At 67.2% G+C, this 23,682-nt stretch carries 20 protein-coding genes; 10 read left to right on the top strand and 10 right to left on the bottom strand.

Annotated features, from left to right (window positions below; all coding sequences use genetic code 11):
• Position 1 precedes the first annotated feature (1 nt).
• The 4 genes from sufC to L5G32_RS05925 are packed head-to-tail and all read right to left on the bottom strand — an operon-like array spanning position 2 to position 4,266.
• Entirely contained in the window at positions 2–772 is a 771-nt protein-coding gene (gene sufC / locus L5G32_RS05940; protein WP_237010090.1) for a Fe-S cluster assembly ATPase SufC, read from the bottom strand.
• Between the two features lie 43 nt (positions 773–815).
• Entirely contained in the window at positions 816–2,015 is a 1,200-nt protein-coding gene (gene sufD, locus L5G32_RS05935; RefSeq protein ID WP_237010089.1) for a Fe-S cluster assembly protein SufD, read from the bottom strand.
• A 2-nt stretch (positions 2,016–2,017) separates the two neighbouring features.
• Positions 2,018–3,454 (bottom strand): Fe-S cluster assembly protein SufB, encoded by a 1,437-nt coding sequence (sufB, locus tag L5G32_RS05930; protein WP_237010088.1) that lies wholly within the window; start codon positions 3,452–3,454, stop codon positions 2,018–2,020.
• Positions 3,451–4,266: a helix-turn-helix transcriptional regulator gene (locus tag L5G32_RS05925; protein WP_237010087.1), complete on the bottom strand. Its 816-nt coding sequence runs from the start codon at positions 4,264–4,266 to the stop codon at positions 3,451–3,453. The genes sufB and L5G32_RS05925 overlap by 4 nt, the downstream gene beginning before the upstream one ends.
• A gap of 109 nt (positions 4,267–4,375) precedes the next feature.
• Between L5G32_RS05925 and mptB the strand changes: the two genes are divergently transcribed.
• From mptB to L5G32_RS05905, 4 genes are all read left to right on the top strand, one after another.
• Positions 4,376–6,178: a polyprenol phosphomannose-dependent alpha 1,6 mannosyltransferase MptB gene (gene mptB / locus L5G32_RS05920; RefSeq protein WP_237010086.1), complete on the top strand. Its 1,803-nt coding sequence runs from the start codon at positions 4,376–4,378 to the stop codon at positions 6,176–6,178.
• Positions 6,179–6,322: 144 nt separating this feature from the next.
• A complete protein-coding gene (locus L5G32_RS05915) occupies positions 6,323–7,261 on the top strand; it encodes an ABC transporter ATP-binding protein (RefSeq protein ID WP_237010250.1) in 939 nt (312 codons plus the stop codon).
• Positions 7,258–8,064, top strand: a complete 807-nt coding sequence (locus L5G32_RS05910; protein WP_237010085.1) for an ABC transporter permease — start codon at positions 7,258–7,260, stop codon at positions 8,062–8,064. The genes L5G32_RS05915 and L5G32_RS05910 overlap by 4 nt, the downstream gene beginning before the upstream one ends.
• Positions 8,061–9,029, top strand: coding sequence for a COX15/CtaA family protein (locus tag L5G32_RS05905; RefSeq protein WP_237010084.1), 969 nt, complete (start codon positions 8,061–8,063; stop codon positions 9,027–9,029). Before L5G32_RS05910 ends, L5G32_RS05905 begins: the two co-directional genes overlap by 4 nt.
• A 29-nt stretch (positions 9,030–9,058) precedes the next feature.
• Here L5G32_RS05905 and L5G32_RS05900 read toward each other — a convergent pair whose 3' ends face one another.
• The gene (locus tag L5G32_RS05900) at positions 9,059–9,421 is read right to left on the bottom strand and encodes a hypothetical protein (RefSeq protein WP_237010083.1); all 363 of its coding nucleotides are present in this window, start codon (positions 9,419–9,421) and stop codon (positions 9,059–9,061) included.
• 34 nt (positions 9,422–9,455) lie between these two features.
• On the opposite strand from L5G32_RS05900, the gene L5G32_RS05895 reads away from it, so the two are divergent.
• On the top strand, positions 9,456–10,421 hold the full coding sequence (locus L5G32_RS05895; RefSeq protein ID WP_237010082.1) for a quinone oxidoreductase family protein: 966 nt from the start codon (positions 9,456–9,458) through the stop codon (positions 10,419–10,421).
• Between the two features lie 106 nt (positions 10,422–10,527).
• Here L5G32_RS05895 and L5G32_RS05890 read toward each other — a convergent pair whose 3' ends face one another.
• A complete protein-coding gene (locus tag L5G32_RS05890) occupies positions 10,528–11,502 on the bottom strand; it encodes a heme o synthase (RefSeq protein ID WP_237010081.1) in 975 nt (324 codons plus the stop codon).
• Between the two features lie 233 nt (positions 11,503–11,735).
• On the opposite strand from L5G32_RS05890, the gene tkt reads away from it, so the two are divergent.
• The 5 genes from tkt to pgl are packed head-to-tail and all read left to right on the top strand — an operon-like array spanning position 11,736 to position 18,257.
• Positions 11,736–13,811, top strand: a complete 2,076-nt coding sequence (gene tkt, locus L5G32_RS05885) for a transketolase (RefSeq protein ID WP_237010080.1) — start codon at positions 11,736–11,738, stop codon at positions 13,809–13,811.
• 42 nt (positions 13,812–13,853) lie between these two features.
• On the top strand, positions 13,854–14,972 hold the full coding sequence (gene tal / locus L5G32_RS05880) for a transaldolase (protein WP_237010079.1): 1,119 nt from the start codon (positions 13,854–13,856) through the stop codon (positions 14,970–14,972).
• 51 nt (positions 14,973–15,023) lie between these two features.
• Positions 15,024–16,565, top strand: a complete 1,542-nt coding sequence (gene zwf, locus L5G32_RS05875; RefSeq protein WP_237010078.1) for a glucose-6-phosphate dehydrogenase — start codon at positions 15,024–15,026, stop codon at positions 16,563–16,565.
• A gap of 25 nt (positions 16,566–16,590) precedes the next feature.
• Positions 16,591–17,508, top strand: a complete 918-nt coding sequence (locus tag L5G32_RS05870) for a glucose-6-phosphate dehydrogenase assembly protein OpcA (protein WP_237010077.1) — start codon at positions 16,591–16,593, stop codon at positions 17,506–17,508.
• On the top strand, positions 17,505–18,257 hold the full coding sequence (gene pgl / locus L5G32_RS05865; protein ID WP_237010076.1) for a 6-phosphogluconolactonase: 753 nt from the start codon (positions 17,505–17,507) through the stop codon (positions 18,255–18,257). Before L5G32_RS05870 ends, pgl begins: the two co-directional genes overlap by 4 nt.
• Positions 18,258–18,312: 55 nt before the next feature.
• On the opposite strand, the gene ppc is transcribed toward pgl, so the two are convergent.
• The 4 genes from ppc to L5G32_RS05845 form a co-directional block, all read right to left on the bottom strand.
• A complete protein-coding gene (ppc, locus tag L5G32_RS05860; protein WP_237010075.1) occupies positions 18,313–21,153 on the bottom strand; it encodes a phosphoenolpyruvate carboxylase in 2,841 nt (946 codons plus the stop codon).
• A 148-nt stretch (positions 21,154–21,301) separates the two neighbouring features.
• On the bottom strand, positions 21,302–21,538 hold the full coding sequence (secG, locus tag L5G32_RS05855; RefSeq protein ID WP_236997216.1) for a preprotein translocase subunit SecG: 237 nt from the start codon (positions 21,536–21,538) through the stop codon (positions 21,302–21,304).
• Between the two features lie 115 nt (positions 21,539–21,653).
• The gene (gene tpiA / locus L5G32_RS05850; protein WP_237010074.1) at positions 21,654–22,460 is read right to left on the bottom strand and encodes a triose-phosphate isomerase; all 807 of its coding nucleotides are present in this window, start codon (positions 22,458–22,460) and stop codon (positions 21,654–21,656) included.
• On the bottom strand, positions 22,460–23,680 hold the full coding sequence (locus tag L5G32_RS05845) for a phosphoglycerate kinase (RefSeq protein ID WP_237010073.1): 1,221 nt from the start codon (positions 23,678–23,680) through the stop codon (positions 22,460–22,462). The genes tpiA and L5G32_RS05845 overlap by 1 nt, the downstream gene beginning before the upstream one ends.
• Positions 23,681–23,682: the final 2 nt, after the last annotated feature.

Raw genomic sequence — 23,682 nt, 5'->3', positions numbered from 1 at the left:
GCTACTTCGCGACGGCGGCGGTGAAGCGCTCGTAACCGCTGCGCTCCAACTCGTCGGCCAGCTCGGGGCCGCCGGACTCGACGACGCGTCCGTTGACGAACACGTGGACGAAGTCGGGCTTGATGTACTGCAGGATCCGCGTGTAGTGCGTGATCAACAGGAGTCCGCCGTTCTCCCGCTCGGTGTACCGGTTGACGCCTTCGCTCACGATGCGCAGCGCATCGACGTCGAGACCGGAGTCGGTCTCGTCGAGGATCGCGATCTTCGGCTTCAGCAGACCGAGCTGGAGCACCTCGTGGCGCTTCTTCTCGCCGCCCGAGAACCCTTCGTTGACGCTGCGATCGCCGAAGGCCTGGTCGATGTCGAGCTCGTTCATCGCTTCGCGGGCTTCCTTGACCCAGTGGCGGAGCTTGGGAGCCTCGCCGCGGACAGCCGTCGCAGCCGAGCGCAGGAAGTTCGACATCGAGACGCCGGGAACCTCCACCGGGTACTGCATGGCGAGGAAGATGCCTGCGCGGGCACGCTCGTCGACGCTCATCTCGAGGACGTTCTCGCCGTCGAGCGTCACGGTGCCGGAGGTGATCGTGTATTTCGGGTGGCCTGCGATCGCGTACGAGAGCGTCGATTTGCCTGAGCCGTTGGGGCCCATGATGGCGTGCTTCTCGCCGGACTTGATGGTCAGGTCCACGCCCTTGAGGATGTGGATCGGCTCGGCGTCCGGGTCGGAGGCCGAGACGTCGACGTGCAGGTCACGGATTTCGAGGGTAGTCACTGGAGTCTCTGTTTCCTTCGTGAAGATGTGGAAGTCGGGTGGCTCAGGCGCCCGCGGTCTCGAGCTCGGCTTCGATGGCCGCTTCGAGCCGCTCGCGGAGCTCGGGGACGGAGATCTTCGCGAGTACCTCGCCGAAGAATCCGCGGACGACGAGCCGTCGCGCCTGGTCTTCGGGGATGCCGCGCGACTGCAGGTAGAAGAGCTGCTCGTCGTCGAATCGTCCGGTCGCGCTGGCGTGGCCCGCGCCGACGATCTCGCCGGTCTCGATCTCCAAGTTCGGCACCGAGTCGGCGCGCGCGTTGTCGGTGAGCACCAGGTTGCGGTTGAGCTCGTAGGTGTCGGTGCCCTCGGCACTCGGGCGGATCAGAACGTCGCCGATCCACACAGTGTGCGCCTCGCCGCGCCTGTCGACGGAGGTGTCGCCCTGCAGGGCGCCCTTGTAGGTGACGTGCGAGCGGCAGTGCGGCGCCGAGTGGTCGACGAGGAGCCGCTGCTCCAGGTGCTGACCGGCGTCGGCGAAGTACAGACCCCACAGTTCGGCGTTGCCGCCGGGCCCTTGGTACTGGACGTGCGGAGACAGCCGGACGAGGTTGCCGCCGAGGCTGATCGCGAAGTGACGGACGTTGGCGTCGCGTCCCACCGAGATGTGGTGCGCGGCGACGTGGACCATGTCGTCGGCCCAGTCGTTGACGTTGACGACGGTCAGATGAGCGCCGTCGCCCGAGATGACCTCCACGTTCTCGCCGACCGTTCCGCTGCCCCGCTGATCGAGGACGACGACGGCCTTCGAGAACGCCTCCGCGCGGATCTGCAGGTGCGTGTACGCGACCTCGCCTTCGCCGGGCCCGTCGAGGGTCACGAAGATAGGCTTCTCGATCTGCGCGTCCTTCGCGATCGTGATGATGCGCGCCGTGGTGAACGACGAATACGCCTGCGCCGCAATGCGGTCGAACGGTACGCCTGCTTCGCCGAGACGCGAGTCATCGCGCTCGACGAGCTCGGACGTCACTCCTTCGGCGACACCGTCGACCTCATAGTCGACGGTCGCCGTGGCCGGAGCCGTTCCGTCGTGCAGGCCGCGGAGGCGACGGAACGGAGTGAACCGCCACGCCTCTTCGCGGCTGCCCGGCACCTCGAACGCATCGACGTCGAACGAGGTGAACATCTCGCCCTTGTTGACGACGATGTCTCGGCGCTGGGCGGACCCGGTCGGGGCAGCACCAGTCTGGGTGAGTTCAGCCATTGTCAGCCGACCGATCCTTCCATCTGCAGTTCAATGAGCCGGTTGAGCTCGAGGGCGTACTCCATCGGGAGTTCCTTCGCGATGGGCTCGACGAACCCGCGGACCACCATGGCCATCGCCTCTTCTTCGCTGAGGCCGCGGCTCATCAGGTAGAACAACTGGTCGTCGCTGACCTTCGAGACGGTCGCCTCGTGGCCCATCGTCACGTCGTCCTCACGGATGTCGACGTACGGGTACGTGTCGCTTCGGCTGATCTGGTCGACGAGCAGCGCGTCGCACTGCACCGTGGAACGACTGCCGTGCGCGCCCGGGTTCACCTTGATCAGGCCTCGATACGAGGAGCGTCCGCCGGCGCGAGCGACCGACTTGGAGACGATGTTGCTCGACGTGTACGGCGCGAGGTGCACCATCTTGGAGCCGGTGTCCTGATGCTGGCCTTCACCCGCGAACGCGACCGAGAGCACTTCGCCCTTCGCGTGCGGGCCGGTCAACCAGACCGCCGGGTACTTCATGGTGACCTTGGAGCCGATGTTGCCGTCGATCCACTCCATGGTGGCGCCCTCTTCGGCCTTGGCGCGCTTGGTGACCAGGTTGTAGACGTTGTTCGACCAGTTCTGGATGGTCGTGTAGCGGCAGCGGCCACCCTTCTTGACGACGATCTCGACGACTGCGGAGTGCAGCGAGTCGGACTTGTAGATCGGTGCGGTGCAGCCCTCGACGTAGTGCACGTAGGCGTCTTCGTCGACGATGATCAACGTCCGCTCGAACTGTCCCATGTTCTCGGTGTTGATACGGAAGTACGCCTGCAACGGGATGTCGACGTGGACGCCGGGCGGAACGTAGATGAACGAGCCGCCGGACCAGACCGACGTGTTCAGCGCGGAGAACTTGTTGTCGCCCGCGGGGATCACACTGCCGAAGTACTCACGGAAGACGTCTTCGTGCTCACGCAGGCCGGTGTCGGTGTCGACGAAGATGACGCCCTTCTCCTCCAGGTCCTCGCGGATCTGGTGGTAGACGACCTCGGACTCGTACTGTGCCGCGACACCTGCGACGAGGCGCTGCTTCTCCGCCTCGGGGATGCCGAGACGGTCGTACGTGTTCCGGATCTCTTCGGGCAGCTCTTCCCACGACTCGGCCTGCTTCTCCGTGGACCGGACGAAGTACTTGATGTTGTCGAAGTCGATACCCGAGAGGTCGCCGCCCCAGCTGGGCATCGGCTGACGATCGAAGATGCGCAGCGCCTTGAGTCGCTGCTCGAGCATCCACTCCGGCTCGTTCTTCTTGTCCGAGATGTCGCGGACGACTTCCTCGGACAGACCACGCTTGGCGGCAGAGCCTGCGTCGTCGCTGTCTGACCAGCCGTATCCGTATCGGTCGAAGGAAGCGATCGTCTCTTCCTGGGACAGCTGCGGGGTGGCGGGATCGGTGACCGTCATCGGGGGACCTTTCCATCGGGGTTGTCGGCGACGAGGGGCTGCGACGTCGCCTTCGGGTCGAGTGTGCTGTGTGGTCGTGAAGTGCCGGGTTCTGAACTATCAGGCTTCGGCGCGTCGGGTTCTGGCAAGTCCGCCGGGCGGTGGACCGGTACGTGCGTGCTGCACACGCAGTCGCCGTTGGCGATGGTCGCCAGGCGTTGCACGTGCGTGCCGAGGAGTTCGGTGAACACCGCCGTCTCCGCTTCGCACAGTTCAGGGAACTCCGCGGCGACGTGGGCCACCGGGCAGTGGTGCTGGCACATCTGAACCCCGGAGCCGACCTCGCGGACGTCGGCCGAGTACCCCGCGCCCGTCAGGGCCGAGGCGATCTGCTCGACGGTGGCGATGACCGAGCCGGACTCGGCGACGGGAGTCACTCCGGCGACCAGGCCGTCGACCCGCTCGCGCGCGAATTTCTCCACGGCGCCCTGGCCCGCGACGTCACGGAGCGACCGCATCGCCGCACCCGCGAGATCGTCGTACGCGTGACGCAGCTTGCCGCGTCCTGCCGGACTGAGTTGGAACCATTTCGCCGGGCGGCCGCGGCCGCCCTTGCTGAATCCTGCGGGTGCGAGTTCGACGTCGCCGCCGTCAGTGAGATTGTCGAGATGCCTGCGGACTCCCGCTGCGCTGATACCGAGGCGCTCCGCGATGTCGCTCGCTGTCATCGGTCCCTCGTCGACCAGCAATGACACGACGGCTTCGCGGGTCTGGCCGTCTGCGCCAGATCCCTCCGCATGCTGTTGCCACAGCAGTCGCCTCGAGTCGGTCATGCTTTTCACAACACAAGTGTGACGTAATTGATTCCCGCTATCCAGCAAGGGTGACCTAATCGCCCATGCCGTCGGCGCGGCGTTTCGCCGCGACACCGTGCACGAACGGATGGCGCTCGCGAACCGATACAGTGCTCGTGTGCCAGAACTCCCGCTGTTGCGCCGAGGCCTCGACTATCTCGGCGTCGCCCGACCCGCCGTCGTGCGCGACCCCGACGCTACCGGCGAATACGGCACCCGGCTCGCGCGGATGCATTCCGACGAGACCGAAGTCGGCCCGCTCAATCCGCTCGAGAAGTCGCGTCTGCGGCGCATCCAGTTGTTCGGCACCACCGGAGCCGTCCTCATTCTGATCGGTTCGCTCGGCACCGGCATGCTGCCGGTGCTGCAGAACCCGATCGTCGGCGTCCGCATCCTGTCACTGCCGTCTCGGATGTATTCGACGGCGCTGACGGTGTCCATCGGCGGCATGATGATGCTGGTGCTCGCCTGGCTGCTCCTGGCCCGATTCACCGTTGGCCGGTTCTCTGTCGAGGTCGCCGAGCATCGCAGTCCGGCCCGTCGCATGTCGCGGAGCCAGATCTATCAGACACTCGTCATGTGGACCGCTCCCCTGGTCCTCGCGCCTCCGCTGCTCAGCAAGGACGTCTACTCGTATCTGGCCCAGAGCGCCATCGCCTACCGCGGCATGGATCCGTACACCTACAGCCCGATGCGCGGACTCGGCGTCGACCACGTGCTCACGTTGTCGGTGCCGAACCTCTGGAAGGACACGCCCGCCCCGTACGGTCCGCTGTTCCTCTGGATCGGCGAGCACATCACTGCGATCACGGGTGAGAACATCACGGTCGCCGTCCTGTTGCACCGCGTCGTCGCGCTGTTCGGCGTCGCGATGATCGTGTGGTCCCTCCCCCGGCTCGCACGACGATGCGGGGTGTCGAGTGTGACCGCGCTCTGGCTCGGCGCGCTCAACCCGCTGCTCATCCTGCATCTGATCGGCGGCATCCACAACGAGGCGTTGATGCTCGGCATGATGCTCGTCGGCATGGAGTGGTGCTTCCGCGCCATCGACGCCGCCGACCCGCTACGTCGAAAAGACCGAATGCTTCCGTCCCGGACGGGCTGGATACTGATCGCAGGCGTCGCCCTGATCGCGGCATCCGCGATGGTGAAGGTCTCGTCGATGCTCGCCCTCGGGTTCATCGGAATCGCCCTTGCACGACGCTGGGGCGCGACACTCCCGCCGCTGCGGAACGCTCCGGCCTCACAGTGGTGGGCGCGGTCGAAGACGTCGATGGCTGCACTGGTCAAGTCGGCCTCGTTGCTGTTGTCGATCACGGCCAGCGTGATCGTCGCCATCTGCTACGCCACCGGACTCGGATTCGGCTGGACCGGCACGCTGAGCACCGGCGGCATCGTCCGATCCTGGATGTCGATGCCGACGCTCCTCTCGGTGGTCGCAGGCCGGGTCGGACTCTGGCTGGGCATGGGCGAGCAGACCCAGGCCATCCTCGACATCGCCCGCCCCATCGGACAGTTGATCGCCGCGGTGCTCGTCGTCCGATGGCTGCTCGCCTGCCTCGCCGGCCGGGTGCATCCGCTCGGCGGTCTGGGAATCGCGATGGCGACCTTCGTCGTCTTCTTCCCGTTCGTGCAGGCCTGGTACCTGCTGTGGGCGATCATTCCACTCGCCGCATGGGCGACCACCCGCTGGTTCCGCATCGGCACGGTGGTCATCTCCGCGATCATGTCCGTCGTCGTGATGCCGACGAGTTCGGACACGCCACCGCTCGTCGTCGCCCAAGGCCTGTTGACGGGCCTGATCATGGTCGCGATCGCAGCGATGGCGTTCTTCATCGACAGCCCGCTCCGCCTGTGGCTGTGGCGACGCCGCCGAACGCGGACTCGCTGACGCGCACGACCCGGTGACAGCGTTCTCGAGCGCGTCCCCGACACTCTGTGCGCCCGCGCACACCGCCGCGACCCACTGCCCGCTCGCGGCCATGACTCGCTTAGGCTGATGATCGTGCGCAACGCCCCCACCTCTTCGAACGGTATGGCCGAACGTGCCGCGGGCGAGACGACGCTGAGCATCCGCGGTCTGGTCAAGCGGTACGACGACACCGTCGCCGTCGACGGACTCGACCTGGACATGCGCCGAGGCGAGGTCCTCGCGCTCCTGGGCCCCAATGGCGCGGGGAAGACCACGACCGTCGAGATCTGCGAGGGATTCGGCCGAGCCGATGCAGGCGATGTCCGTGTCCTGGGACTCGACCCCGTGTCCGACAACGACGCCTTGCGCAGCCGCATCGGCGTGATGCTGCAGGGCGGCGGAGCCTACCCGGGTGCGAAGGCCGCCGAGATGCTGCGACTGTGCGCGTCGTACTGCGCCGATCCACTCGATCCGGCGTGGCTCATGGACGTCCTCGGCATCGCGGACATCGCGACCACCCCCTTCCGCCGACTGTCGGGTGGACAGCAGCAGCGATTGTCGTTGGCGTGCGCACTCGTCGGGCGGCCCGAGCTCGTCTTCTTGGACGAGCCGACGGCCGGCCTTGACGCTCACGCCCGAATCATGGTGTGGGAACTCATCTCCCGACTCAAGTCCGACGGCGTCTCAGTGCTGTTGACGACGCATCACCTCGAAGAGGCCGAAGAGCTAGCCGACCACATCGTCATCATCGATCGAGGTCGCGCGGTCGCGTCGGGGACCCCGGCCGACCTGGTACGAAGCGGAGCCGAAGGCCAGCTGCGGCTCACCGCGGAAGGCGTCGACCACGACGCTCTGAGCGCCGCCCTCCCGGCGGAGTACCGGTGCACGCGCAGCCAGGCGGGCGACCACCTCGTCCGCGGCGGCGACATCACTCCGCAGATCGTCGCCGCGGTCGCCGCCTGGTGCGCCGCCAACGACGTCCTGGTGACGTCCCTGACGGTGGACACCAATTCACTCCAGGACGTCTTCCTGGAACTGACCGGCCGCGAGGTGCGCGCATGACTGAGATCTCCCACGCCGGTCCCAACCGTTTCCCAGCGGGAACGTTCACACCTGCCCCGGCGCCCGCGCCGTTGCTCGCCATGATCGCGGCGCAGACGCGCATGGAGTTGACGTTGCTGCTGCGCAACGGCGAACAGCTGCTACTCACCATGTTCATCCCGATCACGCTCATGGTCGGTCTGAGCCTGCTGCCGATCGACACCGGATCCGGTGACAGCACTGCAGCCCGCGCGACGACCTTCGTACCCGCGATCCTCGCCGTTGCGATCATGTCGACGGCGTTCACCGGGCAGGCGATCGCCGTCGGATTCGATCGACGGTACGGCGCACTGAAACGGCTCGGCGCCACGCCGATCCCTCGCTGGGGCATCATCGCGGGCAAATCCTGCGCCGTCATCCTCGTCGTGGTCCTGCAGTCGGTGATCCTCGGCGCCATCGGCCTGGCGCTCGGCTGGCGGCCGTCGATCGGCAGCCTGCTCCTGGGTGCGGTCGTCGTCGCCCTCGGCACCGTGGCGTTCGCGGTCCTCGGCCTCCTGCTCGGCGGGACGATGAAAGCCGAGGTCGTCCTCGCGCTCGGCAACTTGATCTGGTTCGTCCTGCTCGGACTGGGCAGTCTCGTCGTCTTCGACGAGCACGTTCCCTCGGTCGTCCACTGGGCGGCCCGCTGTTCACCGTCCGGCGCTCTCACCGAGGCGCTCACGCGGGCACTCGACTCGTCGGTGGATCTGTTCGGCATCGGCGTGCTGGCGGCCTGGGCGGTCGTCGGCGGCGCTCTCGCAGTGAGGTGGTTTCGCTTTCAATGACATCGTCGACCAATGAGCAGCCCGGCGAGCAGTCGTTTCTGCGTTCGTGGGCAGGATTCCGGACGCCGTCGCGCCGGTTCCTCTACCGCTGGGCCATCGCCGACCTCGCGGCGAACATCCTTCTGGTCGTGACCGGTGGCGCTGTCCGAGTCACCGACTCCGGACTGGGCTGCCCGACCTGGCCGCAGTGCACGTCGGGCTCACTGACTCCGCATGCCGCCATGGGCATCCACGGGGTCATCGAGTTCGGCAACCGGATGCTGACCTGGGTTCTCGTGGTCGTCGCCATCGCGACGTTCGTCGCCGCGATGCGGTACCTGCCGGTCGACCGCCTCGCGCGCAGGCTGGCCCTCGGTATCGGACTCGGCGTTCCGTTGCAGGCGGTCGTCGGCGGCATCACGGTGTTGACCGATCTCAACCCGTGGATCGTCTCGTTTCACTTCCTGGCGACGATGCTGATCATCTCGTTCGCGACCTGGCTCGTGGTGCACACCGATCCGAGGCGCGCGAACGATGTTCCGTCGGAGGCCGCACCGGTCATCACGCGGATCACGGTCGTCGCGGCGTGGGCCGTGTACGCGGTCACGTGGGTGACCGTCTACCTCGGCACGGTCGTCACTGGATCAGGTCCGCACGCAGGTGACATCGACTCCAAGCGCAACGGACTCCAGCCGACGCAGGCCACACAGCTCCACGTCGACGCCGTGTGGACTCTCGTCGGGATCTCGGCGGGCCTCATCGTCGTCGCGGTGGTCGCCCGTCTCGCCGTCCGCCGGGCGACGCTGGTCTTCGGCGGCCTGATCCTGCTCCAGGGTCTTCTCGGCTACATCCAGTACGCGACTGAACTGCCCGAGTGGATGGTCGTGCTGCACATGTTCGGCAGTGCCCTGCTCATGTCCGGAGCCACGTATCTCTTGGTGACCGCGATCCGGTCGAGTCGCGCGGCCACGCCGGTCCCCGCCTAGCCGAACGCGTTCTCCACCCCCCACGCTGGTCAGTCGAGGATCTTGCGGTTCCGTGCCTTCGGGAAGCGCTTCTGACCGGCGACCCAACCGGCCATCTTGCGCCAGTGCTTGGGCGTGACGTTCGCCGCGGACGTGAGCTCACGATCCCATTCGGCGGTTTCGAGGCCGTCGACGGCGTCGACGACGGCTTCAGCGGTGGCCACGTCGGCGACGACGCGATCTCCGAGGAGCCCGCCTTCCTCGCCTACCAGCGTCACCCGGACGCCTGCCTGTCCGGTCGGCTGCAGGACGGCCTTCGCGGACCCGCCCGCAGCGGCCACGAAGCCGCGGATCGACGAGACCACGTCGGACGGGGCAGTCGCGGGCGTCTTCTCAGCGGTTTCTTCAGTCATGCGGGTGATCATACCGGCGTGCCAGAATGAGGTCATGCGCGCGATCCATGTGACAGCTCACGGCGGCCCGGACATTCTCGCGGCGGTCGACGTCGCCGATCCTGCGCCCGGCCCGGACGAACTCCTCGTGCGCGTCGGTGCGGCCGGCGTCAACTTCGTCGACACGTATTTCCGGTCGGGCCTGTATCCGTCGACGCCGCCGTACATCCCCGGAGCCGAGGGCGCAGGCGAAGTGATCGGCGTCGGCCCCGACGTCACGGGTTTCGGCCTCGGTGACCGGGTCGCATGGTCGGATGTTCCGGGCTCGTACGCCGAGGTGGCGGTCGTCCCGACGAGTCGGGCGCTGCGCGTCCCGGACGGCGTCGCCGACGAGGTCGCCGGATCGGCGCTGTTGCGCGGGCTCACCGCCCACTACCTCCTCGACGGCAGTGCGCACCCGCAGTCCGGTGACACGATCCTTCTGCACGCCGGTGCCGGCGGTGTCGGGCTGATCCTCACGCAATGGGCTGTGTCCCGGGGCGTCTCGGTCATCACGACCGTCTCCTCGGATGCGAAGGAAGAACTGTCCCGTGCGGCGGGCGCCGCGCACGTGCTGCGGTACGACGACGACATCCCCGCGCGCGTGCGCGAACTCACAGACGGACACGGAGTAGCCGTGACCTACGACGGCGTTGGTAAGTCGACGTTCGACGCATCGATCGCGTCGACCGCGATCCGTGGCACCGTGGTCCTGTTCGGTGCGGCGAGCGGCCCGGTTCCACCCTTCGACCTGCAACGCCTCAACGGTGCCGGATCTCTGTCGGTGACCCGTCCGACCCTCGCGCACTTCATCGCCGAACGGTCCGAACTCGAGTGGCGGGCCGACGAGTTCTTCGGCGCGATCGCCGACGGCGTCCTGGACGTCTCAGTCGGTCAGACGTTTCCGCTGGCCGACGCCGCGGACGCTCACCGCGCGCTCGAATCCCGTGCCACGACGGGCGCGACAGCGCTGATCCCGTGACTCCCTGCTCGCTTAAACGCTTCCCGCGACGGTGGGCAGTTCCCGCTATTGACCAAGCCAATAGCGACAGTCCCGCGACGTCGCGGGAACCGCGACGCGCCGCAGCTTACGAACCGAAGTAGGACGAGATGGGCGCCAGGTTGATGACGGCGTCGACAGCGAGGCCGCAGAACAGCAGCGCGAGGTACTCGTTGGAGACGAGGAAGATCTTGAGCGGCTTGAGTTCCACACCCGCTCGGGTCTGCACGTACAGCTTCGCGACCCACCAGATGAACCAGACACCGGATGCGACGGCCACCACGAGGTAGATCCAGCTCGTCGGCGGGATCAGGAACAGCGACGTGATCACGGTGAGCACCGTGTACACGAGCATCTGGAAGGTGACCTTCTCGTCGGAGGCGATCACCGGGAGCATCGGAACCCCGGCGGCGCGGTAGTCCTCGCGGTACCGCATAGCCAACGCCCACGTGTGCGGCGGCGTCCAGAAGAACACGACGAGGAACAGCACGAATGGCTGCCAGCTCAGATCGTGGGTCACCGCGGCCCAGCCGACCAGCGCGGGCATGCACCCGGCTGCACCGCCCCAGATCACGTTCTGCCAGGTGCGGCGCTTGAGGATCAGGGTGTAGACGCCCACGTAGAACGCAATGGTGATCAGCACCAGGATCGACGGCAGGAACGACCGGTTGCCGTCGTCGTCGGCCGTCCCGAAGTACAGGACCACGAACGACGCGGCAGCCATCACGATCCCGAAGATCAACACGTTCCGGATCGGCACCGCCTTACGTGCGAGCGGGCGCTTCTGGGTGCGCTTCATCTTCTGATCGATGTCGGCGTCGGCCACCATGTTCAGGCTGTTGGCGCTCGCCGCCCCCATCCAACCGCCGACGACCGTCACCAGGATCAACCAGATGTCGATGTGCCCGCGGTTCGCCTGAAGCATCACCGGGATGGTCGCGATGAGGAGGAGTTCGATGACTCGCGGTTTCGTGAGCGCTACGTACGCCAGAACCGTTGCCCGCACCCGAGCCAATCCGGTGGACTCAGTCACGGCGACACCGGCGCTCTCCCGAGTCCTCACACATGCTCCTCACATCAGCACAGCCGTGTCTGGACGCGTCCACGTCGACGGCTACTACAAGCGATGGTAGACCGGGGCGCAGTCGCCGGAGGAATCGGGCGGACACAGGTGCGACGACCGCCACACCAGACGATTACCGGCAGCCGCGCACACACCATGCTCGCACCGCTAGGCTGGAAGTCACCATTGTCCGCGGGGGCAGAAGCCACAGACGCACAGGAGACACCACGATCGTGCCCATCACCGATGAGATTCGCGCGCTGACCCGACCCGTTCACCCGTCCGACTGGACCGATGTGGACACGAAATCAGTCGACACCGCCCGCATCCTTGCCGCCGACGCCGTGCAGAACTGCGGCAGCGGCCACCCCGGCACCGCGATGAGCCTGGCTCCCCTCGCCTACAGCCTGTACCAGCGCGTCATGCGCCACGATCCGACCGACCCGGCATGGGTCGGTCGCGACCGTTTCGTGCTCTCGTGCGGCCACTCGAGCCTCACCCAGTACATCCAGCTCTATCTCGGTGGATTCGGGCTCGAGCTCGACGACCTCGTCGCACTGCGCACGTGGGGCTCGCTGACCCCCGGCCACCCGGAGTTCCGCCACACCAAGGGCGTCGAGATCACCACCGGCCCGCTCGGCCAGGGTCTCGCCTCCGCAGTGGGCATGGCGATGGCGTCGCGCCGCGAGCGCGGCCTCTTCGATCCGCATGCGGCCACAGGCGAGAGCCCGTTCGACCACCACATCTACGTGATCGCGTCCGACGGTGACATCGAAGAAGGCGTGACGTCCGAGGCGTCGTCGCTCGCGGGCACGCAGCAGCTCGGTAATCTCGTTGTCTTCTACGACGCCAACGAGATCTCCATCGAGGACGACACGAAGATCGCCCTCTCCGAGGACACCGCCAAGCGCTACGAGGCGTACGGCTGGCATGTGCAGACCGTCCAGGGCGGCGAGAACGTCGCAGGCATCGAAGAGGCGATCGACGCGGCCAAGGCCGTCACCGATCGTCCGTCGATCATCGTGCTCCGCACGATCATCGGGTTCCCGGCGCCGAGCAAGATGAATACGGGCGCCGCACACGGTGCCGCGCTCGGCGCCGACGAGGTGGCTGCCACGAAGGAAGCCATCGGCTTCGATCCGTCGAAGAACTTCGACGTCGCCGACGACGTCATCGCGCACACCCGCGGTCTCGCTGAGCGTGCGGCCGCTGACCGCGCAGACTGGCAGAAGGGCTTCGATGCCTGGGCCGCAGCCAACCCGGAGAACAAGGCACTGTTCGACCGCCTGTTCGCGGGCGAGTTCCCCGACGGCTGGACTGACGTCTTCCCGACGTGGGAGCCGGGCGACAAGGACGTCGCCACCCGATCGGCGTCCGGCAAGGTCCTCGGCGCACTGGCACCCGTTCTCCCCGAACTCTGGGGCGGCTCCGCCGACCTCGCGGGCTCGAACAACACGACGATGACCGGCGAGCCGTCGTTCGGTCCGGAATCGATCGCGACATCGTCGTGGAAGGCCGAGCCGTACGGCCGGACCCTGCACTTCGGCGTCCGCGAGCACGCCATGGCCTCGATCCTGTCGGGCATCGTCCTGCACGGCCCGACCCGCGCGTACGGCGGCACGTTCCTGCAGTTCGCCGATTACATGCGGCCTGCAGTCCGGTTGGCGTCCCTCATGGAGATCGACCCGATCTACGTCTGGACCCACGACTCCATCGGCCTCGGCGAGGACGGTCCGACCCACCAGCCGATCGAGCACCTGGCTGCGCTCCGCGCGATCCCCAATCTCGACGTCGTGCGCCCCGCGGACGCGAACGAGACCGCGTACGCATGGCGTCACCTGCTGACTCGCCGTGACCACCCGGTCGGCCTGGCGCTGACCCGTCAGAACGTGCCCGTCCTGGCCGGCACCTCGTTCGAGGGCGTGTCGCGCGGCGGCTACGTGCTCGCCGACACCGATGGGACTCCCGACGTGGTCCTGATCGGCACGGGGTCCGAGGTCCAGCTCGCCGTCGAGGCGCGCGAGTCGCTCGCCGCCGACGGCGTCAAGGCGCGCGTCGTGTCGATGCCGTCGATCGAATGGTTCGACGAGCAGGACGCCGACTACCGCGAGAGCGTGCTGCCCGTCGGCGTGCCCCGCGTGAGCGTCGAAGCAGGCATCGCGATGCCGTGGCATGCGGTCGTCGCGGGCGGGGCGATCGTCTCGCTCGAGCATTACGGCGCGTCGGCCCCGTACCAGAAGCTGTACGAGGAGTTCGGCCTCACCGCCGACGCCGTCGCCACCGCAGCTCGCGGCCTGCTCGGTCGCTGAGCGTCACAGATCACCCCTCCCCCAAGATCTGGAGCAGAATTCATGACTCAGAACAGCAATCTCGTCGCGCTCTCCGAAGCAGGCGTCTCCGTATGGCTCGACGACCTGTCGCGTGACCTCATCTCGTCCGGCGGACTGCAGGAGCAGATCGACACGCGCAGCGTCGTCGGCGTCACCACCAATCCGGCGATCTTCCAGAACGCGATCTCGTCCGGCAGCAGTGCCTACGCGGCGCAGATCACCGAACTCGCGAAGTCGGGCGCCGATGTGGACGCCGCGCTCACCGCGATCACCACCGACGACGTCCGGTCCGCCTGCGACGTCCTCGCCCCAGCGTTCGAGGCGTCGGGCGGCGCCGACGGCCGGGTGTCCATCGAGGTGGATCCGCGTCTGGCGCACAAGACCGCCGAGACCGTCGAACAGGCAGTCGAGCTGTGGAACCTGGTGGACCGGAAGAACCTGTTCATCAAGATCCCGGCGACAGCGGCAGGCGTTCCGGCGATCGCCGATGTGATCGCACAGGGCATCAGCGTGAACGTGACCCTGATCTTCTCGGTCGAGCGTTACCGCGAGGTCATGGACGCCTACCTCGACGGACTCGACCGCGCTCTGCGCAACGGCCACGACGCCGGTTCGATCGCCTCGGTCGCATCGTTCTTCGTCTCACGCGTGGACTCCGAGATCGACAAGCGACTCGACGCCATCGGGACCCCGGAGGCCCTCGAGTTGCGCGGCAAGGCCGGGCTGGCGAATGCGCGTCTGGCCTACGCGGCGTACCAGGAGGTCTTCGAGACCGAGACCAGGTTCCCGGATCTGCAGGCGCACGGCGCGGTCCCGCAGCGCGCACTGTGGGCGTCGACCGGCGTGAAGAACCCGGAGTACCCGGACACGTTGTACGTCAGCGAGCTCGTCGCACCGAACACTGTCAACACGGTGCCCGGTAAGACCCTCGAAGCGTACGCAGACCACGGCTGGGTGAACACCGAGTCGATCATCGGCCGCGGCCCGGATTCGCGTGCGGTGTTCGATGCGCTCACGGCCGCGGGCGTCGACCTCCCCGATGTGTTCGCCCTCCTCGAGCGCGAAGGCGTCGAGAAGTTCGAGCAGGCCTGGGACGAGCTGCTCACCGCGACAGCGGCGCAGTTGGACGCCAACCGCTAGCGCACGCGAGATCTAGAGAACTGTCAGACGAAGCGACGGAAGGCAATCAGCGTGCCTCGAAAGGCCCAGCCGGAATGGACCAACCCGCTTCGTGACCCGCACGACCGACGGCTCCCGCGCATCGCGGGGCCGTCGGCGTTGGTCATCTTCGGCGTGACGGGCGATCTGGCCCGTCGCAAGCTGATGCCTGCCGTCTACGACCTGGCGAATCGCGGGTTGCTTCCGCCGAGCTTCGCGCTGGTCGGATTCGCTCGCCGGGATTGGGCGCACGAAGATTTCGCGCAAGTGGTCCGCGAGGCGGTCGAAGCCAACTGCCGCACCGGTTTCCGGACCGAAGTGTGGGACCGGCTGTCCGAGGGCATCCGTTTCGTGTCGGGCACGTTCGAGGACGACGAAGCCTTCGAACAACTACAGAGCACGCTCGCTGATCTGGACCGAGACCGCGGCACCGACGGCAACCATGCGTACTACCTGTCGATCCCGCCGAACGCGTTCCCCGTCGTGCTGAGTCAGTTGCGACGCACCGGGATGGCCGACGAGTCCGGCGACTCATGGCGGCGGGTCGTCATCGAGAAGCCGTTCGGGCACGACCAGGAATCGGCGATCGAACTCAACGAGCTCGTGAACAGCGTGTTCGCCGAGGAGTCGGTGTTCCGCATCGACCACTACCTCGGCAAGGAGACGGTCCAGAACATCCTGGCGCTCCGTTTCGCGAACCAACTCTTCGATCCGCTGTGGAGCTCGCATTACATCGACCACGTGCAGATCACGATGGCCGAAGACATCGGATTGGGTGGCCGCGCAGGCTATTACGACGGCATCGGTGCAGCGCGCGACGTCATCCAGAACCACCTGTTGCAGTTGCTTGCACTGGTGGCGATGGAGGAGCCGGTGTCCTTCTCGCCACGCCATCTGCAGACCGAGAAGATCAAGGTCCTGCAGTCCACGCGCAATATCCTGCCGATCGACCTGAACTCGGCGCGCGGCCAGTACGCCGCGGGCTGGCAGGGTTCCGAACCCGTCGTCGGACTCAAGGACGAGGAGGGGTTCGCGGCCGACTCCACCACCGAGACGTTCGCGGCGATGGCCCTGGAAGTGGACACCCGCCGGTGGGCAGGCGTGCCCTTCTACCTTCGCAGCGGCAAACGCCTGGGTAGACGAGTCACCGAGATCGCTCTCGTCTTCAAACGGGCGCCGCATCTGCCGTTCGACGACACGATGACCGCAGAGTTGGGCCAGAACGCACTCGTGATCCGCGTGCAGCCCGACGAGGGTGTCACACTCCGCTTCGGGTCGAAGGTCCCCGGATCGTCGATGGAGGTGCGTGACGTCAACATGGACTTCAGCTACGGCGGCGCATTCACCGTCTCCTCGCCTGAGGCGTACGAGCGTCTCCTGTTGGACGTGCTGTTGGGCGAGCCGTCGTTGTTCCCGGTGAACGAAGAAGTCGAACTCAGTTGGCAGATCCTCGACCCGGTCCTCGCCGAATGGGCCGCGTCGGGCACGCCCGACGAGTACGAGTCGGGCACATGGGGGCCGCAGTCGGCGGACACGATGATGAGCCGGACCGGGCGCGCGTGGAGGCGACCGTGACGGGCGCCCAGAACAGGAGCCGTCGATGATCGTCGACCTGCCAGACACGGATACCACCACGATCAGCAAGAAGCTCGTGCGCATGCGCAGCAGCGGCGGCGCCGTGACGCTGGGACGCGTGTTGACACTGATCATCGACGTCGACGCGGGCGATGCCACCGAGGACGCCGTCGAGGCGTCGAACGGCGCGAGCCGCGAGCACCCGTGCCGAGTGATCGTCGTGTCGCGCGGCACCAGGGACGGCGAGTCACGTCTCGACGCGCAGATCCGCGTCGGCGGCGACGCGGGAGCGTCCGAAGTCGTGTTGTTGACGCTCTCGGGGCCACTCGCCGAACATCCGCACGCCGTCGTCACACCGTTCCTTCTCCCCGACACGCCGGTCGTCACCTGGTGGCCCGGCCGTGCACCCGACAATCCGTCGAAGGATCGCCTGGGACGGCTGGCGTCGCGCCGCATCACCGATGCGCGCAACGCAGACGATCCGACGGCGTTCCTCGCGGCCCGACGGTCCGGGTACTCCCCCGGCGACACCGATCTCGCGTGGTCGGCTCTCACCCCGTCCCGGGCGCTGTTCGTGTCGGCGCTCGACCGACCGCCGCACACCAAGATCACCGGAGCCGAGGTCACCGGGCCGCTCGACATGCCGGGGCTCGACATGTTCGCTGGCTGGCTCGCCTCGGCACTCGACCTCCGAGTGGTCCGCAAGCGAGGGGGGCTCGCCGTACGGCTGGCCCGCGAGGACTCCGAACTCGCGATGACGGTCAACGACGACGGGACCAGCGGCACTGTGTCGAGCACCGGCCACCCGGACGGCCGCGTCGCCTATGCGAGCCGGACGACGGCCGAGTGCCTTTCCGAGGAACTCCGCAGTCTGGATGCGGACGAAGTGTACGAGGCGGCCCTGCGTGGCCTGCCAACCGTGGAATACGAGGAGGCGCCGTGACATTCCCCGACGGCCGGACAACCCCCGACGGCCGACCCGAGACCCTGGTCTTCGATTCTTCCGCCGAGTTGATCGAGACGGCTCGAGCGCGGTTCGTCGACGTCATCACCCGCGCGCAGGAGTCGCACGGCGTCGCGTCGGTAGCCCTGACCGGCGGCTCCAACGGAATCGGACTGTTGAAAGCACTCGCCGCCGACTCCGGGGACATCGCGTGGGATCGTGTCGAAATCTATTGGGGCGACGAACGTTTCGTCCGGAGCACAGATCCTGAACGCAATGCGGGTCAAGCATTCGACGCACTGTTGTCATCAGTTCCGGTCGACCCCGCGCGCATCCACATCATCGCGCCGTCAGACGGCGAGTTCGGCGACGACGTCGAAGCCGCAGCCCGCGACTACGCCCGCTTGATCGGCCCCGAGACCGTATTCGACGTCCACCTGCTCGGCATGGGCGGCGAAGGACACGTCAACTCGTTGTTCCCGCACACCGCGGCCACCGCCGAGGACTCCGCTCCGGTCGTCGCGGTGACGGACTCCCCGAAACCGCCGCCCGTCCGCGTGACACTGACGTTCCCGGTGATCAATCGTTCACGCGAGGTCTGGCTGCTCGTGTCCGGCGAGGAGAAGGCGCAGGCCGTCGCGGAAGCTCACCGCGGTGCGGCGCGCGCCGACTGGCCGTGCGCAGGCGTCGACGGCGCCGAGGCGACCGTCTGGTTCCTCGACCGCGCCGCCGCGTCCCAGTTGGACTGACCTCCCAATTGGACTGATCTCCCAGTTGGACTGACCTCCGGGCCGGACCAGTCGCCTAGCCGCTGTTCCGTAGCGCTGTCGCCAGACCGTTCATGGTGAGTTGGATCCCTCGACGGATCCGCGGGGAGTCCTCGCCTTCCCGGAAGCGGCGCAACAGTTCCACCTGGAGCAGGTTGAGCGGTTCCAGGTACGGGAAGCGGTTGTAGACCGAGCGTTTGAGCGCGTCGTTGTCGGCGAGGAGGTCGTCGCTTCCGGTGATCTTGGCGCACCAGGCGATCGTGCGCTCGTGCTCGTCGACGAGCATCGAGAACACTCGCTCCCGCAGTTCGTCGTCCGGTACCAGGCAGGCGTAGCGGTAGGCCAGACCCATGTCGCTCTTCGCGAGGACCTGCGCCATGTTCGACATGACCGAGCGGAAGAAGGGCCACCGTCGGTAGTAGTCGGCCAGCGTCGCGATGCGGCCCGGGTCGTCGCCCGCCCACGCCGAGAACGCGCTGCCGGTGCCGTACCAGCCGGGCAGCATCACGCGGCACTGCGTCCACGACAGGACCCACGGGATGGCGCGCAGATCAGAGATCTCGGTGGTCTGCTTGCGCGACGTCGGCCGACTCCCGATGTTGAGGGCTCCGATCTCCGACAGTGGCGTCGACGACGTGAAGTACTCCACGAAGCCGGGGGTCTCGTGGACCAACGCCGAGTACGCGCTGCGGGCCGCCGCTGCGATCTCGTCGAAGACCTGATACGCCTGTTCGGAGTCGTCGCCGAGGCCTTCGACGTCCAGGAGAGACGACTCGATGGTCGCGGCCACCAGCGACTCGAGGTTGCGACGGGCCCCGACCGCCTCGGCGTACTTGGCTGCGATGATCTCGCCCTGCTCGGTGAGACGCAGCGAGCCCTGAACCGCCCCCGGCGGCTGCGCGAGGATCGCGTCGTAGCTCGGCCCGCCGCCGCGGCCGACCGTCCCACCGCGACCGTGGAACAGTCGGAGCCTGACTCCCGCGGTCCGAGCAGATTCCACGAGGTCGAGTTCACCGCGATAGAGCGCCCAGTTCGCGGCGAAGTAGCCGCCGTCCTTGTTCGAGTCGGAGTACCCGAGCATCACCTCGTGGGTGTCGCCCTGGCTCCGAACGAGCGCCCGGTAGAAGTCGAGGGCGAGGGTGTCGGTCAGGATCTGGGCTCCGGCCTGCAGATCCTCGATCGTCTCGAAGAGCGGAACCACTCGCACGCTGCACGACGGCGAACCGTCACCGGCGTCGTAGAGCCCGGCCTCTTTGAGGAGAATCAATGCTTCGAGCATGTCCGAGACCGACTGGCACATGCTGATGATGTAGTCGGGGACGGCCCGAGCGCCGAACCGGTCGACGGCCGCAGCGGCCGCGTGGACGACGCCGAGCTCCTTCGTCGCCAGCTCGCTCAAGTGTGCGTCGCGGCCGCTCAGCGGGCGTCGCGACGTCAACTCCGTCGCCAGGAGGCGCACCCGCTCGTCTTCGTCGAGGGCGGCGTAGTCCGGGCAGACGCCCGCCCAGGCGAGCAACTCGCCGACGACCTCCTCGTGAGTGTCGGAGTTCTGTCGCATGTCCAGACCCGAGAGGTGGAAACCGAAGGTGCGCACAGCTTCTCGTAGAGACGCGAGACGATCGTCGGCGATGGCGTCGTCGACGACGGCGCGCAGGGCCGCATCGATGACGTCGAGGTCGGCGAGGAACGCGGCGGCGTCGGCGTACGGCGGCGACACGGATGTCAGTTCACGATCGGCAGGCGCGACGAAATCGTCTCCGAGCGTCTGTTCGGCGCGTGCCAAGAGCCGTGCGCGGACGGCGGTGACTGCGGACCGGAAAGGCTCGTCGTCGACTCCGTCGGGGTACTCCGGCGCGAAACCATCGCCCAACGCGCTCAGATCGTCGGTCACGCCCTGGACCAGTCGGACCGACATCGCGAGTTCCTGGTGCAGCTTCGCGAGTTCGTCGAGATGGTGCCGCATGACGGTCCGGGCCGCAGACGTCGTGGCCTCGGTGACGATGTCGGAGTTGACGAACGGGTTCCCGTCGCGGTCTCCGCCGATCCACGATCCCATGGCGACGACTGACATCGACTCGAGCCCGGCAGTCGGGAACGTCTCTTCCAGCGCGGCCCGCACATCGTTGTTGAGGGCCGGGACGACGTCGAAGAACGAGGCGTCGTAGTACCGGAGGCCGGTGGTGATCTCATCGCTGATCGTGAGTCGCCGCATGCGGATCAACGCGGTCTGCCACAGCATCAGGATCTGACGGGAGATGTCGCGGGTGATCGCCGCGTCCTCGTCCCCGGTTAGTTCGCGGCCGCCGCGCTGCCGCATGAGGTCGGTGATGCGGTTCTGGGCGTCGGAGATGCTGCGCCGACGGGTCTCGGTGGGGTGCGCGGTGATCACGGGCACGACGTGCGCGTCGCCGAGCACGTCGCCGACGTGATCGTCGGAGAGGCCGGCGGCGGCCAGTCGGGCGAACGTCGCTCCCAACGACGACGCTTGCGGCTCGTCGCCCGCCAGCACGTGAATCCGACGGCGCCGCTCGCGATGGAGGTCCTCGGCGAGGTTCGCCAAGAGTGCGAAGCTGGTGAACGCCCGGATCACGGGCATCAGATCCTCGACTCGCCGTCCGTCGTACCGCTGCGCGAGATCGTCGCGCGTGACATCCGCGTATCTGATGCCGAACGCGTCGACCCGCGAGTTCTCGACCAGCTCGAAGACCTCGTCGCCTGCCTGGCTTCGGATCACGTCGCCGAGGAGGCCGCCGAGATATCGGATGTCGTCGCGTAACGGCTCGGTCGCCGCACGACCGGAGTCCTCGACGACGATGCGGTCGACCATCGGAGTGGAGATCGCGTGACGGATGGAGTCGGAGTTCGCACCGGATGCCATGGCACCCAACGTACTCGGCGCCACTGATCGCAGCAGCGCATCGCACCACCGACGGACCCACAGCGCTCAGGCCGCGCATCCGTCTACGCGGACTGCACGGCCTGAGCGGTGTAGATGTCGCGCAGGATGCGCGGAGGTGCGGGCGGAGTCAGGCGCCGAACTTGATGTCGAGGCCGATGCCGATGATCAGGATCACCCAGAGCAGGCCGACGAAGATCGTGAGTCGGTCGAGGTTCTTCTCGACGACAGACGAACCCGAAAGGCTCGACTGGACGCCACCGCCGAACAGCGACGAGAGGCCGCCGCCCTTGGCTCGGTGAAGCAGAACCAGCACGATCAGCAGGAGGCTGGTGATGATCAAGCCGATGTCGAGCGCGAGAGTCACGAGTCGATGGTCCTGTCAGTCTGTGGGTTGCGGCGTGGCAGCCGCCGGAAAAGCACTGTGGCAGGTCGCTCCGCACGGAAGCAACCTGCCACAGTCTACGCGATGTGATCGCGAATCAGAGCAGCGGCCCGCCTGCCGCGACGGCCGAGAGCTGAGCGAACTCGTCCGACTTGAGCGACGCGCCTCCGACGAGGGCGCCGTCGACGTCGGCCTTGCCGACGATCTCGCCGACGTTCTTCGCGTTGACACTGCCGCCGTAGAGGACGCGAATCGAGTCGGCCGTCGCCTTGTCGGCCAGTTCGGCGAGCGCACCGCGGACGGCTGCGCACACCTCTTGCGCGTCGTCCGCACTGGCGACGCGTCCGGTGCCGATCGCCCACACGGGCTCGTACGCGACGACGACGCTAGCGATCTCGCTGGCGCTCAATCCGGCGAGCGACGCTGTGATCTGCTCGACGTTGTACGCGACGTGCTCGCCCGACTCGCGGACGTCCAGACCTTCGCCGATGCAGACGATCGGCGTGAGTCCGTGCTTGAGCGCAGCCTTGGTCTTCGCCAGGACGGTCTCGTTCGACTCACCGTGCAGCGTGCGCCGCTCCGAGTGGCCGACCACCGCGAACGTGCAGCCGAGCTTCGCGAGGAATGCGCCGCTGATCTCACCGGTGTACGCCCCCGAATCGTGCTCGGAGACGTCCTGCGCACCGTAGGTCAGCAGGAGCTTGTCGCCGTCGACGATGGTCTGGACGCTGCGGATGTCGGTGAACGGCGGGATGACCGTCACATCGACCTTCTCGAAGTACTTCTCGGGAAGGGCGAACGAGATCTTCTGCACCAGGGCGATCGCCTCGAGGTGATTCAGATTGCACTTCCAGTTGCCCGCGATGAGCGGCTTGCGGCCACCGGGAGTGTTCGACGCTGCCATCAGGGCTTCACCTCCAGAACGGAGAGGCCCGGGAGTTCCTTGCCCTCCAAGTACTCCAGCGACGCTCCGCCACCGGTCGAGATGTGGGAGAACGCCTCGTCGGCCAGGCCGAGAGCGCGCACGGCTGCCGCCGAGTCACCGCCGCCGACCACCGAGAACGCGCCGTTGGCGGTCGCCTGCGCGATCGCCTCCGCCACCCCGCGGGTGCCTGCCGCGAACTTCTCGAACTCGAAGACGCCGGACGGACCGTTCCAGAACACGGTCTTCGCACCGGTCAGCACCGTGGCGAATCGCTCAACGGTGCCCGGGCCGATGTCGAGTCCCATGCCCTCGTCGAAGCCGTCGGCCGTGTTCACGATCGTCGTCGACGCGTCCGGCGCGAACTTGTCGGCCACCACCACGTCGTGCGGCAGGTGGATGACGTCGCCGAACCTGTCGAGCAGGTCCTTGCAAGTGTCGATCATGTCTTCCTGCAGCAGCGAGTCGCCGACCGCGCTGCCCTGCGCCTTGATGAACGTGAACGCCATTCCGCCGCCGATCACCAGGGTGTCGACCTTGGGAGCGAGCGCCTCGATGACGGCCAGCTTGTCCGAGACCTTGGAGCCGCCGAGGACCACCGCGTACGGGTGCTGAGCGTCGTCGCCCGCGATCTTCGCCAGCACGTCGACCTCGGTCGCGACCAGGTCGCCCGCGTAGGCAGGCAGCGCCTTCGCGACGTCGTAGACCGACGCCTGCTTGCGGTGCACGACTCCGAAGCCGTCCGAGACGAAGGCTCCGTCGTCGCCGACCAGCTCGACGAGGGCCGCGGCGAGCTGTGCCCGCTCGGCGTCGTCCTTGCTGGTCTCTCGCGGATCGAATCGGATGTTCTCCAGCAGCAGGACGTCACCGTCGGTGAGTCCCTCCGCACGGGCGAGAGCATCACTGCCGACGACGTCGCCGGCGAGCTGGACGTTACGGCCCAGCTCCTGCGACAGACGAGTGGCGACAGGTGCGAGTGACAGAGCCGGATCCGGCTCGCCCTTCGGTCGACCGAGGTGCGCGGTCACGATGACCTTCGCGCCGGCTTCGACGAGCTTCGTGATCGTCGGCGCCGACGCGACGATGCGCCCGGCGTCGGTGATCGTGGAGCCCTCGAGCGGAACGTTCAGGTCCGAGCGCACCAGGACGCCGCGCCCTTCGACGCCGTCGGCGAGGAGGTCGGTGAGTGTACGTACCGCCATGT

The sequence above is a fragment of the Gordonia zhenghanii genome (genome assembly GCF_021738965.1).
GTDB lineage: Bacteria > Actinomycetota > Actinomycetes > Mycobacteriales > Mycobacteriaceae > Gordonia > Gordonia zhenghanii.
Note: the sequence above shows the minus strand (reverse complement) of the source record. Positions and strands in the feature narration are given on the sequence as shown.